The 15155-nt window shown below is 67.4% G+C and carries 13 protein-coding genes; 5 read left to right on the plus strand and 8 right to left on the minus strand.

The window, feature by feature from the left end:
* Positions 1-103: 103 nt before the first annotated feature.
* Positions 104-1333, minus strand: coding sequence for an acetylornithine transaminase (locus QMX81_RS17740; RefSeq protein WP_121039509.1), 1230 nt, complete (start codon positions 1331-1333; stop codon positions 104-106).
* 65 nt (positions 1334-1398) lie between these two features.
* Between QMX81_RS17740 and QMX81_RS17745 the strand changes: the two genes are divergently transcribed.
* A complete protein-coding gene (locus QMX81_RS17745) occupies positions 1399-2271 on the plus strand; it encodes an ion transporter (protein WP_121039512.1) in 873 nt (290 codons plus the stop codon).
* A gap of 42 nt (positions 2272-2313) precedes the next feature.
* On the opposite strand, the gene QMX81_RS17750 is transcribed toward QMX81_RS17745, so the two are convergent.
* On the minus strand, positions 2314-3279 hold the full coding sequence (locus QMX81_RS17750; RefSeq protein WP_152152569.1) for a YiiG family protein: 966 nt from the start codon (positions 3277-3279) through the stop codon (positions 2314-2316).
* A gap of 79 nt (positions 3280-3358) precedes the next feature.
* Complete coding sequence (locus QMX81_RS17755) at positions 3359-4177, minus strand: NAD(P)-dependent oxidoreductase (protein WP_152152570.1); 819 nt, start codon at positions 4175-4177, stop codon at positions 3359-3361.
* Between the two features lie 117 nt (positions 4178-4294).
* Here QMX81_RS17755 and QMX81_RS17760 point away from each other — a divergent pair, with 117 nt between their 5' ends.
* Positions 4295-4966, plus strand: coding sequence for a hypothetical protein (locus QMX81_RS17760; protein ID WP_282263443.1), 672 nt, complete (start codon positions 4295-4297; stop codon positions 4964-4966).
* A gap of 68 nt (positions 4967-5034) precedes the next feature.
* Here the strand turns inward: QMX81_RS17760 and QMX81_RS17765 are convergent, their stop codons facing one another.
* Positions 5035-5697 carry a serine/threonine protein kinase gene (locus QMX81_RS17765; protein WP_121039524.1) on the minus strand — a complete coding sequence of 221 codons (663 nt, stop codon included), beginning with the start codon at positions 5695-5697 and terminating at the stop codon, positions 5035-5037.
* Positions 5698-5799: 102 nt separating this feature from the next.
* Between QMX81_RS17765 and QMX81_RS17770 the strand changes: the two genes are divergently transcribed.
* Entirely contained in the window at positions 5800-7803 is a 2004-nt protein-coding gene (locus QMX81_RS17770; RefSeq protein ID WP_152152572.1) for a bifunctional DedA family/phosphatase PAP2 family protein, read from the plus strand.
* A 54-nt stretch (positions 7804-7857) separates the two neighbouring features.
* Here the strand turns inward: QMX81_RS17770 and QMX81_RS17775 are convergent, their stop codons facing one another.
* The 3 genes from QMX81_RS17775 to QMX81_RS17785 all read right to left on the minus strand — a co-directional run bounded on the left by QMX81_RS17775 (position 7858) and on the right by QMX81_RS17785 (position 10712).
* Entirely contained in the window at positions 7858-8436 is a 579-nt protein-coding gene (locus QMX81_RS17775; protein ID WP_282263448.1) for an LON peptidase substrate-binding domain-containing protein, read from the minus strand.
* A 12-nt stretch (positions 8437-8448) separates the two neighbouring features.
* Complete coding sequence (mpl, locus tag QMX81_RS17780) at positions 8449-9813, minus strand: UDP-N-acetylmuramate:L-alanyl-gamma-D-glutamyl-meso-diaminopimelate ligase (protein WP_282263450.1); 1365 nt, start codon at positions 9811-9813, stop codon at positions 8449-8451.
* Between the two features lie 335 nt (positions 9814-10148).
* Complete coding sequence (locus QMX81_RS17785) at positions 10149-10712, minus strand: adenylate kinase (protein WP_019183836.1); 564 nt, start codon at positions 10710-10712, stop codon at positions 10149-10151.
* Between the two features lie 141 nt (positions 10713-10853).
* Here QMX81_RS17785 and QMX81_RS17790 point away from each other — a divergent pair, with 141 nt between their 5' ends.
* Positions 10854-12110 (plus strand): 6-phosphofructokinase, encoded by a 1257-nt coding sequence (locus QMX81_RS17790; RefSeq protein WP_282263451.1) that lies wholly within the window; start codon positions 10854-10856, stop codon positions 12108-12110.
* 141 nt (positions 12111-12251) lie between these two features.
* On the opposite strand, the gene QMX81_RS17795 is transcribed toward QMX81_RS17790, so the two are convergent.
* A complete protein-coding gene (locus QMX81_RS17795; protein ID WP_282263452.1) occupies positions 12252-12755 on the minus strand; it encodes a hypothetical protein in 504 nt (167 codons plus the stop codon).
* Between the two features lie 339 nt (positions 12756-13094).
* Here QMX81_RS17795 and QMX81_RS17800 point away from each other — a divergent pair, with 339 nt between their 5' ends.
* A complete protein-coding gene (locus tag QMX81_RS17800; RefSeq protein ID WP_282263453.1) occupies positions 13095-15122 on the plus strand; it encodes a sodium-translocating pyrophosphatase in 2028 nt (675 codons plus the stop codon).
* Positions 15123-15155 lie beyond the last annotated feature (33 nt).

Consider the following 15155-nt stretch of genomic DNA (forward strand, 5'->3'; position numbering starts at 1 on the left):
TTGGTCGGCTGCGCTCGCCCCAGAACACCAGCAGCCGACCAACGGTCGGCTCTACCATCGCCAGCAACAGCAGCCGACCAACGTTCGGCGCTACCGCCGTTGGCTAGCGCGACGCGATGAACGACTGCACGGCCGCGCGCAGACGCTTCAGGCCTTCAGCGATTTCTTCATCGGTGATGTTCAGCGACGGCACGAACCGCAGCACATCCGGCCCGGCCTGCAGGGTCAGCAGGCCGTGTTCGGCGGCGTGATCCAGGAGGGGACCGGCCTGGCCGGCGAAATCCTTGTCCAGCACCGCGCCCAGCATCAGGCCGCGACCGCGGACCTGGCTGAACACCTTGAACTCGTCGTTGATCTTGCCCAGGCCATCGCGCAGCGCCTGCGACTGACGGCTCACGTTGTGCGCGATCTCCGGTGAGGACAGCTTGCGCAGCGCCACCCGGGCGACGGCCGCGGCCAGCGGATTGCCACCAAAGGTGGTGCCGTGCGCGCCGAACTGCATCACCTCGGCCACCTTCGGGCCGGCCAGCATCGCGCCGATCGGGAAGCCGCCGCCCAGTGCCTTGGCCAGGGTGACGATGTCCGGTTTGATGTTGTCCTGCCAGTGCGCGAACAGGGTACCGGTGCGGCCCATGCCGGCCTGGATCTCATCCAGCACCACCAGCGCATTGTGCTGGTCGCACAGCTCACGCACGCGCTGCAGGAAGCCCGGCTTGGCCGGCATCACGCCGCCCTCGCCCTGGATCGGCTCCAGCATCACCGCGGCCACATCGCCGGCGGCCATCGCGGTCTCCAGCTGCACCTCATCGTTGAAATCGACATAGCGGAAGCCACCGGGCAGCGGCTCGTAGCCTTCCTGGTACTTCGGCTGGGCAGTGGCGGTCACCGCCGCCAGCGTGCGCCCGTGGAAGCTGCCGCGGAAGGTCACGATCACCCGCTGGTGCGCCGGGCGGCCCAGCGAGGAGGCCCACTTGCGGACCAGCTTGATCGCCACTTCATTGGCTTCCGCGCCGGAGTTGCACAGGAACACGCGCTCGGCGAAGCGCGAGGCGGTGACCAGTTCTTCGGCCAGGCGCAGCGGCGGCTCGCTGTAGAACACGTTGCTGGTGTGCCAGAGCTTGCCGGCCTGCTCGATCAGCGCGGCGGTGAGGTCCGGATCGTTGTGGCCCAGGCCACACACCGCGATGCCGGCGGCCAGATCGATGAATTCGCGGCCCTGGTTGTCCCAGACGCGCGCGCCCTGGCCACGTTCGAGCACCACCTGGCGCGGTTTGTAGACCGGCAGGTAGTAATGCGACAGGGACAACAGCGGATCGGTGGCAGCGGCAGTCATGGCGGTCAACGGCTCAGGAAAGATCCCATTCTCGCGCTTTGGGCCGGTGGGGCACAATGCGCCCCATGCGACCGTTCACTGCCCCCCAGCTCAACCCCGCCACCGACTCCGGCTGGCGCCGCCAGTGGTTCGACATCATCTACCGCCACGACACCCGGCCCTCGCGCAATTTCGACCTGCTGCTGGTCTACGCGATCATCGCCAGCGTGGTGGTGGTCATGTTCGACAGCGTGCAGCGCTTCCATGCGGCCTATGCCGACTGGCTGTACGTGCTCGAATGGGGGTTCACGATCCTGTTCACCGGCGAATACCTGCTGCGGCTGGTGGTGGTCAAACGCCCGCTGCGCTACGCATTCAGCATCTGGGGCATCATTGATCTGGCCTCGATCCTGCCGACCTACCTGTCGCTGTTCATCCCCGGCGCGCAGAGCCTGCTGGTGGTGCGCGCGCTGCGCATCCTGCGGGTATTCCGGATCCTCAAGCTGACCCGCTACATCGAAGAAAGCGGCGTGCTGATGGAGTCGCTGTGGCGCAGCCGCCGCAAAGTGCTGTTGTTCCTGTTCACGGTCATCACCATCACCATCATCGCCGGCACCATGATGTATGTGATCGAAGGCCCCAACCACGGCTTCACCAGCATCCCCAGCAGCATGTACTGGGCGGTGGTGACCATGGCCACGGTGGGCTTCGGCGACATCGTGCCGCAGACCGTGCTGGGCCGCTTCGTCACCTCGGTACTGATCCTGATCGGCTACAGCATCATCGCGGTGCCGACCGGGATCTACACCGCCGAACTGGCCAACACCATGCGTGATGCCGAGCATGCCGCGCGCCGGGATGCGCGCGGCTGCCCGCACTGCGGGCTGGAAGGGCACGAACCGGATGCCCTGCACTGCCGCCACTGCGGCGACAAGCTGCCCCCGGTCTTCAACGTGTGATCACCGCGGGGCGGGCCGCCTGGCAGCCCGCCGCGCGCCCGCTCAGCGTGCGCCGCTGGACTGCGCCAGGCGGTTGCTCATGTCGACCAGGTCGTTGTAGCTGACCAGCAACGCTTCGGCCGAGCCCTGCGGGTTGTTGATCCGGCCGCCGCTCTGGATCAGCATCTGCTCGCTGCGGGTGTACGGCTTCTTTGACTCGACGCGCTCGATACGGCGACCGGCATCACGGGCCAGCGTATCGGCCGCACGCTCCAGGTGCCCCCACATCGCATCGCCCTTGCCGACCTTGTCATCCTGCGCCTGCTGCAGCAGCGCCTGGAACGCGGTGAGCTGGGTGCGGGCCACGGCCAGGTCCGGCGCCTCGGTGTTGAGCAGTTGGGTCAGCTGCTTGCCATCACCGAGGATCTTGATCTGGTAGTACGCCATGGAGCGGCCTTCAGAGGCTTCAATCTCCTTGAGCTGCTCGGCACGGCGTTCGTCTTCGCGCTTTTCCAGTGCGGCATCCAGCGCGGTGCCTGCATCGAAGAAGGCCATGTAGGCTTTCATCAACGGCGCATGCTGGCTGCGCATCCCGGCATGGTCATCGCGCAGGTAGTCCTCGCGGCTGTAGTAACGGTCAGCCTGCTCGATCAAGGCGTACAGGTCGACGAAGGTCTTCTGGTAATTGCTGGCTGCCGGATCCAGTGCCGGCTCGGCCGGCGTCATCGCCAGCGCGGCCACCATCGGGGCATTGCATGCGTCCACGCGATGCGACAGCACCGTGCCCGGCCCACGCACCTTTTTCTCGTTGCCGGTCGGGCCGGCCTCCGGGTCCTGCATCCAGCCGATGTACTGCTGGAAGCCTTCGTGGATCGGCTGTTCAACGGCATTGAAGCAGGCGATGTAGGCGTTCACCTTCTCCACGCCCTGGGTATCGGCGACGCTGCCCGGCCCCTTGCCGCAGGCGCCGAGCAGGCTGATCAGGGCAATGGCGGCAGCAAGCGGCGCGGTCCGTGTGCGGAATGACATGCGAGTGTCCATACAAATTGGGGCCCGCACCTTAACAGCCCGGTGTGTGCAGCCGCTGTCATCGCACGCCGGGCGCGCGTCACTCCAGGAACAGATCCGGCATCAGCGGGCGCGATGGATCAACGGCGTAGCCGCTCAGATCGGTGATGCCGGCCTGCGCCAACACCTCGTCATCGAGCAGGAACTGTCCGCTGAAACCGGCCGCCTCACGGCACAGCACCGCGTGCGCGGCATCGGCCAGAATCGCCGGCGTGCGGCAGCCCCCGATGTCCACGCCGGGAATCATGTTGATCGCATCGGTGGCGATCACCGTGCGCGGCCACAACGCATTGACCGCCACGCCCTGCGGGCCGAACTCGGCCGCCAGGCCGAGGGTGACGAAGCTCATGCCCATCTTGGCCAGCGTGTAACCGGTGTGCGGGGCCCACCACTTCGGGTCCAGGCTCGGCGGTGGTGCCAGCGTGAGAATGTGCGGGTTGGGCGCCTGCAGCAGGTGCGGCAGGCAGGCCTGCGCGCACAGGAAGCTGCCGCGCGAATTGACCTGCTGCATCAGGTCGAAGCGTTTCATCGGCGTGTCCAGCGTGCCACGCAGCCAGATCGCGCTGGCGTTGTTGATCAGGATGTCGATGCCACCGAAGGTATCCACGGTAGCGGCGACGGCCGCGCGCACCTGGTCTTCTTCGCGGATGTCGCACTTCAGTGCCAGCCCCTGCCCGCCTGCGGCGGTCACTGCCTCGGCAGCACTGTGGATGGTGCCGGGCAGCTTTGGATTGGGCACCGAGGACTTGGCCGCGATCGCGATGTTGGCGCCGTCGCGTGCTGCACGCAGCGCAATGGCCAGGCCGATGCCGCGCGAGGCGCCGGTGATGAACAGGGTCTTGCCTTGCAGACTGGCCATGCGCGGAATTCCTTGGATGCGAGTGCAGTGAATCCGCATTATGCCGCCCCGGCGCACACGCCGGATTCATGCGCCGCGTCGATACTGGGCGTTCACGTTCTGCATGGAATGAGCGACATGACGGCGATCCGCCTTCCCCTGACCGCGTTGGTCCTGGTGCTGGCCCTTGGCGCCTGCCAACCTGCTGGCGATCCTGCCGCCTCGGCGACGCAGGACGCGGCTACCGTCCCGGGCACCGCCGGTGGCACCTCCCCCTTCGGCGAAGCGGCGATCTGGGACGGCGAGGTCGACGCCTGTCGTGGCCAGGCACCGGTCGCCGATGATTGTCTGTCCAAGGCGATGCAGGCGGCCAAGGCCAGCCCGCAGGCGATCGCCGCCGCCCATCAACTGGGTGCGCAGGGCAATCCCGGCTACGTGAGCGCATGGCGGGACCAGGACGGCGTGGGCATCGCCACCATCGAATACCCGTTCCGTGCCAACACCAATGAAGGCACGCTGCTGGTCGACAGCGCCGGGCACACGGTGGATGTGGATGCGGATGTACTGCCGGAAATGTCGCGCGCCGATGCCACCGTCAAACCGTTCCTGGATGCACACCCGGATGCCTCGCCGTTTGCCCCGGCCGAAGCCAGCGGCAGCGAAGCCCTGCCCAACGGCGGCGTGCGCCTGATCTACAGCACGCCGCTGCGCACCTGCCATGCGTGTGCCGAGGATGGGGTGCTGCGGGTCGCCTACGATTTCGATGCGCAACGCCGCTTCGCCGGCAAACAGATCCTTGATCTGCGCTGATCACCCGCGCGTGGTCAGCCTCGGCCCGGCGCTGGCCCGGTCATTGCGCGAGTGCGCGCTGCCTGCGCTCACGGCTTGGGCCCCTGCCCTTCGTTGTCTTCCCAGTGCAGGATTTTCCGCGTGACAAAGCGATAGACCGGCTTGCCGGTACGGAACCAGAGATCGCGCACCCATGAGGTGCGTTTGAGCAGCCGCTTTTCCACCGGGGTCAGCGACTGCCGGCAGTACATGCGCTTGTGCTTGAGCAGATGCCGCAGGTCCTCGCGGGCCAGCAGGCGCATCCAGCGCGAGCGCGGGTTGCCGATCACCGCCAGCTGGAAATCGATCAACGCCGGCGAGCCGTCTTCGCGCACCAGCCAATTGGCCTCCTTGGCCAGGTCGTTGTGCGCGATGCCGTGGCGATGCACCTGCTGCAGCAGCCGTCGCGCCGCGCGGAAGTAGGCCAGATCGCCATGCGGCGGACGCTGGTACATGGCATCACCGGCCATGAAGCTGCGATCCAGCCAGCGCCCGTTCCAGGCCAGCAACCGCGGCGTGGCCGGCATGCCATCCAGATGCGCCAGCGCGCGCGCCTCGCGCCGGGCCAGCCACCAAGCAGGTACCCGCAACCACCAGGGCGTGGCCTCCAGGTCACGGCGCACGAAGCGCTGGCCATCCTCCTCCATCAGCAGGATTCGGCCAAAACTGTCAGCTTTGAGGGCGGTCGGCGCGGGATCGGCAGGGCGTGTCATGCCGCCATTCTAGGCGGGTGATCGCGTTCATTCACTGCAGAAGCTGCACATTGCCGGCGTCTGGCGGGCAGTCAGTCACTTTGCCCCCCCTATAATCCCCCGATGGACTCGTCATGGATCGATGCCACGCTTGCGTGGATCTCAGCTCACCCCGTGCTTGCCGGCGCGGTCATTTTCCTCATTGCCTTCTGCGATGCGGTCATCGTGCTGGGCGCGATCGTGCCCGCGTTGCCGCTGTTGTTCGCGGTCGGTGTGTTCATCGGCCTGGGCGAGATCTCCGGGCCGTATGCCGTGGCCTGCGCGGCGTTGGGCGCATTCGCCGGTGACGGCCTCAGCTACTGGGTAGGCCGGCGCTGGGGCGATCGGCTGCGCGGCTTCTGGCCCTTCAGCAAATACCCGCAGCTGCTCGATCGTGGCGAGACGATGTTCCGCCGCAATGCCTTCAAGAGCATCCTGGTGGCGCGCTATGTTGGCGCGATCCGCCCGTTCGTGCCGGCCATCGCCGGCATGATGAAGATGCCGCTGTCGCGCTACATACAGGCCAGCGGCATCGCCAGCCTTTCCTGGGCCGTTCTGTTCCTGGCACCCGGCTGGGTGCTCGGCGAGGCGTATGACGCGGTCGCCGCGGTCGCCGGCCGGCTGGTGATGGTGCTGGCCCTGCTCGGCGTGATCATGGGCCTGGTGTGGGCGATCGTGCTGTATGGCTACCGCTGGTCGGCCTCGCGCATGGACAGCTGGCTGGCCAGTCTGCTGGCCTGGTCGCAGCGTCACCCGACCCTGGGCCGTTACTCTGTCGCCGTGTTCGACCCGCAGCGCCGTGAGTCGGTGCCACTGGCGATGCTGGCGCTGATGTTGCTGCTGCTCGGCTGGGGCTGGTTCGCGCTGTTGATGGCGGTGGTCGCCCACGGCGAGCCGTTGATGGTCGATCTGGCCGTGCACCACGCGATGCTGGCATTGCGCAACCCACTGGCCGATTACCCGATGGCCGCACTGGCGTCGCTGGGGGCCTGGCAGGTCCTGCTGCCGGCCACGGCGGCAGGCATGGGCTACCTGGTCTGGCGCCGGCGCTGGATGGCGGCCGCGCACTGGCTGGCCGCCCTCGCCTTCGGGCTGGCGCTGTGCAAGCTGCTCGGTGCGACGGTGGACGTGGTCCGTCCGCCGGATGCCAGCAGCGGCTTCGGCTTCCCGTCGGTCTCGGTGACGATGGCCACGATCACCTTCGGCTTCTTCGCCGTGCTGATCGCCCGCGAACTGCCCGGGCGCACGCGTGTGTGGCCTTACCTGTTGTCGGGCATCATCGTCAGCCTGATCGGCTTCGCCCGCATCTACCTCGGCGCGCATTGGCTGAGCGATGTGATCGGCGGCATGCTGTTCGGCCTGTTCTGGCTGCTGGTGCTGGGCATCGCCTACCGCCGCCGGTTCAACCGCTCGTTCTGGGTCAAGCCGGTGGCATGGCTGTTCTACGGCACGTTCGCCATCGCCGCGCTCTGGTACGCCCCACGCAACATCCCGGTGAAACTGGCGCGCTTCGAGCCGGCCCAGCCGACCCCGGCGCCGCTGGATGCCCAGGCCTGGTGGACGACCGAGTGGCAGCACCTGCCCTCGCGTCGCAATGAGTTCGATGACGATCAGCGCTGGCCGCTGGATGTGCAGGTGGCCGGTCCACTGGCGCCGCTGCAGCGCCGGCTGGAAAGCCAGGGCTGGCGCGTGCAGCCGCAGGCCGGCTGGGAGCAGGCGTTGTTGATGCTCGACAAATCCTCGGACAAGGACAAGGTACCGGTGCTGCCGGCCACGCTGGATACGCAGGTCGAATCGCTGCTGATGCTGCGGGCGGGCAATGCACCCAATGAGATCTTCGCCCTGCGCCTGTGGCCCGCACCGGCACGCCTGGCAGCGCCGGACAACGAACCGCTGTGGCTGGGCAGTGCACAGACCCTGCACTACCAGCAGCACTTCAAGCTGATCGGGATGTGGCGGCCGATGCGGGGCATCGACCCGTCGCTCAATGCGGTCCGCCAGGCACTGGACGGCCTGCCGCAGCAGGTCGATACCCATCCGGACACCGAGATGCCGGTGCTGCGCGTGCGCATGCCGCCGGCCCAGTGATGCAGCGCCGGGGGCTACCCGGCCGAGGGGCGTAACGCGGGGCGGGGCCGCGCGTTACGGCATCCAGTCCAGCAGCGCCTGCAGGCGCTGGTGCGGGTCATCGTGTTGCAGCAGTTGCAGGCGTTGCGCGTCCTGCAGCGGCAGCAGTTCGGCCAGGCGCCAGCCGACCCAGCTGGCCTGCTCCATCTGCGCCGGGCTGACCGGTGCGAAGGCCGCGCCGGCCTGCTCGATGATGTGCTCCACCACGGTGGCCATCAGTGCGTGCTCGGGCTGCAGCTCGTCGTCGCTGTCGGCGGCGCACCAGGTCACCTCGGCGATGATCAGCCCGTTGTCGCGCACGCGGGTGTGCTCCACATGGAAGCGGCGCTGGCCACGCAGGCGCAGCACCAGCACGCCATCGGCGCCCACGTCGAAATCTTCGATCCGCGCTTCGACACCGTAGGCCGCCGGCAACGCCGGCGCACCGACCTCCTCACCGTCCAGGATCAGGCACACCCCGAAGGCCGTCCCGGCACGGCTGCATTCGCGCAGCATGTCCAGGTAGCGGCGCTCGAACACCCGCAGGCCGAGCACCGCGCCGGGCAGCAGCACGGTGTGCAGCGGGAACAGGGGCAGTGAAGCGGTGTCGGTCATGGCCCGCGTCCCTCAGGGCTGCTGCAGCTGCGCGAGGAAACGACGCGGGGCCCCGTCGAAACCGCCGTTGGACATGAACACCACATGGTCGCCCGGCGCCGCGATCGCGCCCAGTTGAGCCAGCAGAGCATCCGTATCGGGCACGGCATGGGCCTCCCCCCGCACGGCGGCAATCACGCTGGCCGCATCCCAGGCCAGTTCCGGGCGATGCAGGAACACCACCGCGTCGGCACCGTCCAGCGAAGGCGCCAGCGCCTGTGCGTGTGCCCCCAACCGCATCGAATTGCTGCGCGGCTCCATGGCCACCACGATGCGGGCATCGCCCACCTTGGCACGCAGGCCATCGAGGGTGGTGCGGATCGCGGTGGGGTGATGGGCGAAATCGTCGTAGAGGGTGATGCCGCGCGCCTGGCCGATCACTTCCAGCCGGCGCTTGACGCTGCGGAACGTGGCCAGCGCCGGGATCACCGTGGCCAGCTCGACGCCGACTGCATGCGCGGCAGCCAGCGCGGCCAGCCCGTTGAGGACATTGTGGCGGCCGAGCAGCGACCAGCGCACTTCACCGACCCGCTCGCCGCGATGGTGCACGACGAACACACTGCCGTCGGCCTCCACCAGCTCGGCATGCCATTCCAGCGAGGGATCGAAACCGAAGCGCTCCACCGGGGTCCAGCAGCCCATCGCCAGCACTTCAGCGAGATACGCATCTTCACCGTTGACGATCAGGCGCCCACGCGCGGGTACGGTGCGGATCAGGTGGTGGAACTGGCGCTGGATCGCGGCCACGTCCGGGAAGATATCGGCATGGTCGTATTCGAGGTTGTTGAGGATCGCCACCAGCGGCCGGTAGTGCACGAACTTGCTGCGCTTGTCGAAGAACGCGGTGTCGTACTCATCGGCCTCGACCACGAATTCGCGCCCGCTGCCGACGCGCGCGGAGACGCCGAAATCTTCAGCCACGCCGCCGATCAGGAAGCCAGGTTCACGCCCGGCGCTGTGCAGCAGCCAGGTCAGGATGGTGGTGGTGGTGGTCTTGCCGTGGGTGCCGGCGACGGCCAGCGTGTCACGGCCCGGCAGCACCTGCTCGGACAGCCACTGGGCGCCGGAGATGTAGCGTTGGCCTGCATCCAGCACCGCTTCCACCGCGGGATTGCCGCGCGAGAGTGCATTGCCGATCACCACCGCGTCGCAGTCCGGCGCCACGCTGTCGGCGCGGTAGCCCGGATCCAGTGCGATGCCCAGCCGTTCGAGCTGGGTGGACATCGGCGGGTAGATCGCCTGGTCGCTGCCGCGGACCGTATGGCCCTTCTCGCGTGCCAGCGCGGCCACGCCGCCCATGAAAGTGCCTGCAATGCCAAGAATGTGGATCGTGCTCATGCGTGCGATTGTCGCCGATCACCACCGTCGATGGAGATCGCCGTCAGACAACTCCTAGTCGACTATAAGAAAAGCCCAGCGGGGTGTCGGGGAATTCCCGATAGCGCCGTACTGTGAAGACGGACACAATTCTATTGGCCAGCCGCAGTACCCCATTGGTCCTACTCCCCAAGAGGCCATCCCCAGGGGGGCTCATGCTGCGGGGCTCTGAGCAAGCCCGCTCGCTGGCACCTTCAAACCACACGCCTGGTCCCTCCCGGGGGCCGGGCGTGTGTGTTTCCGGCGCCTGCAAACGTGCGGCCGGCGCGGTGCCGCCGTAGCGGCACCGACCCGCATCAAGCCTGGATCGCAGCGCGGATGCGCGCTTCCACGTCGTTCAGTTCGCCCACGCCATCGACGCGTGCGAGGGTGCCGCGGCCGGCATAGAAATCCACCACCGGCGCGGTCTGGTCGTTGTAGACCTGCAGGCGCTGGCGCACCGATTCTGGATTGTCATCGGCGCGGCCCTGTTCGGCGGCGCGGCCGGCGATGCGCTCGACCAGCAGTTCGGTCGGCACGTCCAGCTGCACCACGGCATCCAACGGCTGGCCGATCTTGGCCAGCAGGCTGTCCAGCGCGTTGGCCTGGGCCACGTTGCGCGGGTAACCGTCGAGGATGAAGCCCTTGGCCACATCGTCCTGGCCCAGGCGCGACTCGAGCATGCCCAGCAGGATGTCATCGGACACCAGGTTGCCAGCGTCCATCACGGCCTTGGCCTGCTTGCCCAGCTCGGTGCCGGCGGCGACTTCAGCGCGCAGCAGATCACCGGTGGAAATGTGCGCAATCGAGAGATGTTCCTTCAGGCGCGTCGCCTGCGTCCCCTTGCCCGAACCGGGCGGTCCCAACAGAACCAATCGCATCAACCTGACTCCAACGTGGTAAGAAAATGGAAGGGCGCGCGCCCCGGGATTGTCCACAATCACGCTGCACCGCAATACGCGCACTTTACCCCATACCGGTAATGTCTCTGCAATGTCCTTCCCCCAGACCAAGGTCGCACCATGCCCAACGGTACCCTGCTCTACGCCCAGTCAGGCGGCGTCACCGCCGTCATCAATGCCACCGCCTCGGCGGTCATCAGCACGGCAAGGGCCAAAGGAATCAAGGTCTTGGCCGCGCGCAACGGTATTCACGGCGCACTCCGCGAGGACCTGATCGACACCTCGAAGGAGACCGCCGCCGCCATCGCCGCCCTGGCCCATACCCCCGGCGGCGCGTTCGGCTCGTGCCGCTACAAGCTCAAATCGCTGGAAGCCGACCGCGGCAAATACGCGCGCCTGCTCGAGGTGCTGCGTGCCCATGACGTGCGCTGGTTCCTCTACAACGGCGGCAACGATTCGGCTGATACCGCCTGGAAGGTCTCCCAGCTGGCCAAGGCCTTCGACTACGACCTGACCTGCATCGGCGTGCCCAAGACCATCGACAACGATCTGGCCGTGACCGATACCTGCCCGGGCTTCGGCTCGGCCGCCAAGTACACCGCCGTCTCCGTTCGCGAAGCCGCGCTGGATGTGGCCGCGATGGCCGAAACCTCGACCAAGGTATTCGTCTACGAGGCGATGGGCCGCCACGCCGGCTGGCTCGCGGCGGCTGCGGGCCTGGCTGGCCAGGGCGCCGACGACGCCCCGCACATCATCCTGCTGCCCGAGCGCGCGTATGACGAGGCCGCGTTCCTGGCCAAGGTCAAACAGGTGGTCGAGCGGGTGGGCTACTGCGTGGTGGTCGCCTCCGAAGGCATCCAGACCGCCGATGGCCGCTTCGTCGCCGATGCCGGCGGTGGCACCGATTCGTTCGGGCATACGCAGCTCGGTGGCGTGGCCTCGCAGCTGGCCGCGCGGGTCAAGGATGGGCTGGGCTACAAGGTTCACTGGACCCTGCCCGACTACCTGCAGCGTTCGGCGCGCCATCTGGCCTCCAAGACCGACTGGGAGCAGGCACAGGCGGTGGGCAAGGCGGCGGTGCAGTTCGCGCTGAAGGGCCAGAACGCGGTGATGCCGGTGATCGTGCGCACCAGTGACACGCCCTACCGCTGGAAGATCGAGGCAGCCCCGCTGCACAAGGTGGCCAACCACGAGAAGAAGATGCCGGCCGGCTTCATCCGCCGCGATGGCTTCGGCATCACCGCCAAGGCCCGCGCCTATCTCGCCCCGCTGATCAAGGGAGAAGCCCCGTTGCCTTACGGGCCCGATGGGCTGCCGAAGTACGTGACGCTGAAGAACGTGGCGGTGAAGAAGAAACTGCCTGCCTTCGAAGCGTAATCGACCCGGTAGTGCCGGCCGCTGACCGGCATCGCGGTGTCCGGCAGCGTCCTGGGCGCCGGCCAGCGGCCGGTTTCATCGCGCCTCTGACGGTCCGCGTGGAGCCGGCCAGCGGCCGGCACTACCCGCGGTTGCGGGGCGTCAGTTGCAGGCCTTGCCCTCGACCTTCATCTGCGCGGCGAACATCGGCACCTGCGCGATCTTGCCGGCGGCCGCCTGCTTCTTCGCGTCTTCCAGGTAGATGCGCGACTGGCCCTGGCCATCGAGTTCCGGCTTGGTGGTGACCGGCATGCGCCACACGCGCACCACCGCCTGCTGCGCCGGGCAGGCGGCATTCGGCACGCGGATCACATCATTGAGCTTCCAGCCCTTGGCTTCGCTGGGCTGCGCCTTCTCGTACTCGACAAAGCGGGCACGCGGCTGGCACTGCTCGCTGGTGCGGACCACGGCGAAATTGTACGGCTGTGCCGCCTCGCCGGTGAACACGCCTTCCAGCCGTGCGCAGGCTTCGGGAATCTGGCGCAGCGTGTGGGCCGCGCCTACCGCCTGCGGTGTGCCGGCGGCGCGCTGCAGTTCGGGGGTTTCCGCGGCGAAGGCGGACACGGCGGGCAACAGGGCCAGCCACAACAGATGACGGGGGGACATGGCAGGACTCCAACGGCGGGGGATGGGCCGAGGCTGCCAGTGGATGGCTGAACGGCGTGGCAAAGGGGGTCCTTCGTCCGGATCTGCGTGGTTGCCGGCCAGCGGCCGGCACTACCTCCGTCGTTGGCGATCCGGGCACGCACGCGCAGTTTGAAATCCTTGCTGGCATGCATCGGGGATTTGCCCGCATACTCGGGCCACCAGGGATTGCTGAACACCGCCACACGCTTGAAGACCGGCACGGTCTGAACGGGTTGGTTCATGGTTGCAGCCTGTTGTGCCCCCGCGTGGAGACGTTCATCCGTTCACTGGATGTCATTCCATCACCCGGGAGGGGACATGCTGGAACGTTACGGGCTTTCTCTGGCGCTGTTGTGCGCCATTCTCGCGATTCTCTACGGCATCGTGTCGGCACGCTGGATCCTCCGGCAACCGGCTGGCAATGCCCGCATGCAGGAAATCGCCGCCGCCATCCAGGAAGGCGCGCGCGCCTATCTCAACCGTCAATACCTGACCATCGCCATCGTCGGTGCCGTGCTGTTCGTGCTGGTCGGCCTCTTCCTCAGCTGGTACACCGCGATCGGCTTCGCGATCGGTGCCGTGCTGTCCGGCGCGGCCGGCTACATCGGCATGAACGTTTCGGTGCGTGCCAACGTGCGCACGGCCGAGGCCGCCCGCAACGGCCTGAGTGCGGCCATGGATGTCGCCTTCCGCGGCGGTGCGATCACCGGCATGCTGGTGGTCGGGCTGGGTCTGCTGGGCGTGGCCGGCTACTACGCGCTGCTGCTGCGACTCGGGCTGGATGTCGCGCAGACGCTGCACGCCCTGGTCGGGCTGGCGTTCGGCTCGTCGCTGATCTCGATCTTCGCGCGGCTGGGCGGTGGCATCTTCACCAAGGGCGCCGACGTCGGCGCAGACCTGGTCGGCAAGGTCGAAGCCGGCATTCCCGAGGATGACCCGCGCAACCCGGCGGTGATCGCCGACAACGTGGGCGACAACGTGGGCGACTGCGCCGGCATGGCCGCCGACCTGTTTGAAACCTACGCCGTCACCGTGATCGCCACGATGCTGCTCGGCAACCTGATGATCGCCGAGGCCGGTGCGAATGCGGTGCTGTATCCGCTGGTGTTGGGCGGTGTGTCGATAATCGCCTCCATCATCGGCGCGCTGTTCGTCAAGGTGAAGCCCGGTGGCTCGATCATGGGCGCGCTGTACAAGGGCGTGATCGTGTCCGGTGTCCTGGCCGCCATCGCGTTCTATCCGATCACCACCCAGCTGATGCCGGACAACGCGCACGGTGCGCTGAACCTGTATTTCTGCGCCTTGATCGGGCTGGTGCTGACCGGGCTGATCGTGTGGATCACCGAGTACTACACCGGCACCCAGTACAAACCGGTGCAGCACGTGGCGCAGGCCTCCACCACCGGGCACGGCACCAACATCATCGCCGGCCTCGGCGTCTCGATGAAGTCCACCGCCCTGCCGGTGATCGCGGTGTGCGTGGCGATCTGGCTGGCGCACTACTTCGGTGGCCTGTACGGCATCGCCATCGCCGCGACCGCGATGCTCTCGATGGCGGGCATGATCGTGGCGCTGGATGCCTACGGCCCGATCACCGACAACGCCGGCGGCATCGCCGAGATGGCCGAACTGCCGCCGGAGATCCGCGACATCACCGATCCGCTGGATGCCGTCGGCAATACCACCAAGGCGGTGACCAAGGGCTACGCGATCGGCTCGGCGGCGCTGGCCGCACTGGTGCTGTTCGCCGATTACACGCACAACCTGCAGGCGGCCAATCCCGGCGAGGTCTTCGCCTTCGACCTGTCCAACCATGAGGTGATCATCGGCCTGCTGATCGGCGGCCTGATTCCCTATCTGTTCGGGGCGATGGCGATGGAAGCGGTGGGTCGCGCGGCGGGCGCGGTGGTGGAGGAAGTGCGCCGCCAGTTCCGCGAGATTCCCGGGATCATGGACGGCACCGGCAAGCCGCAGTACGACCGCGCGGTGGACCTGCTGACCCGCTCGGCGATCCGCGAAATGATCATCCCCTCGCTGTTGCCCGTTGCGGTGCCGGTGGTGGTCGGGCTGCTGCTCGGGCCACGCGCGCTCGGCGGCCTGCTGATCGGCACCATCGTCACCGGGCTGTTCGTGGCGATCTCGATGACCACCGGCGGCGGCGCGTGGGACAACGCCAAGAAGTACATCGAGGATGGCCACTTCGGCGGCAAGGGCAGCGAGGCGCACAAGGCCGCGGTGACCGGCGATACGGTCGGTGATCCCTACAAGGACACCGCCGGCCCGGCGATCAACCCGCTGATCAAGATCATCAACATCGTGGCATTGCTGCTGGTGCCACTGCTCTGAAGCAGGAGGGGCGCGCTGGCCTCAGGCCAGCGC

It is taken from the genome of Stenotrophomonas sp. PS02301, from assembly GCF_029959485.1.
GTDB classification, from domain to species: domain Bacteria; phylum Pseudomonadota; class Gammaproteobacteria; order Xanthomonadales; family Xanthomonadaceae; genus Stenotrophomonas; species Stenotrophomonas maltophilia_Z.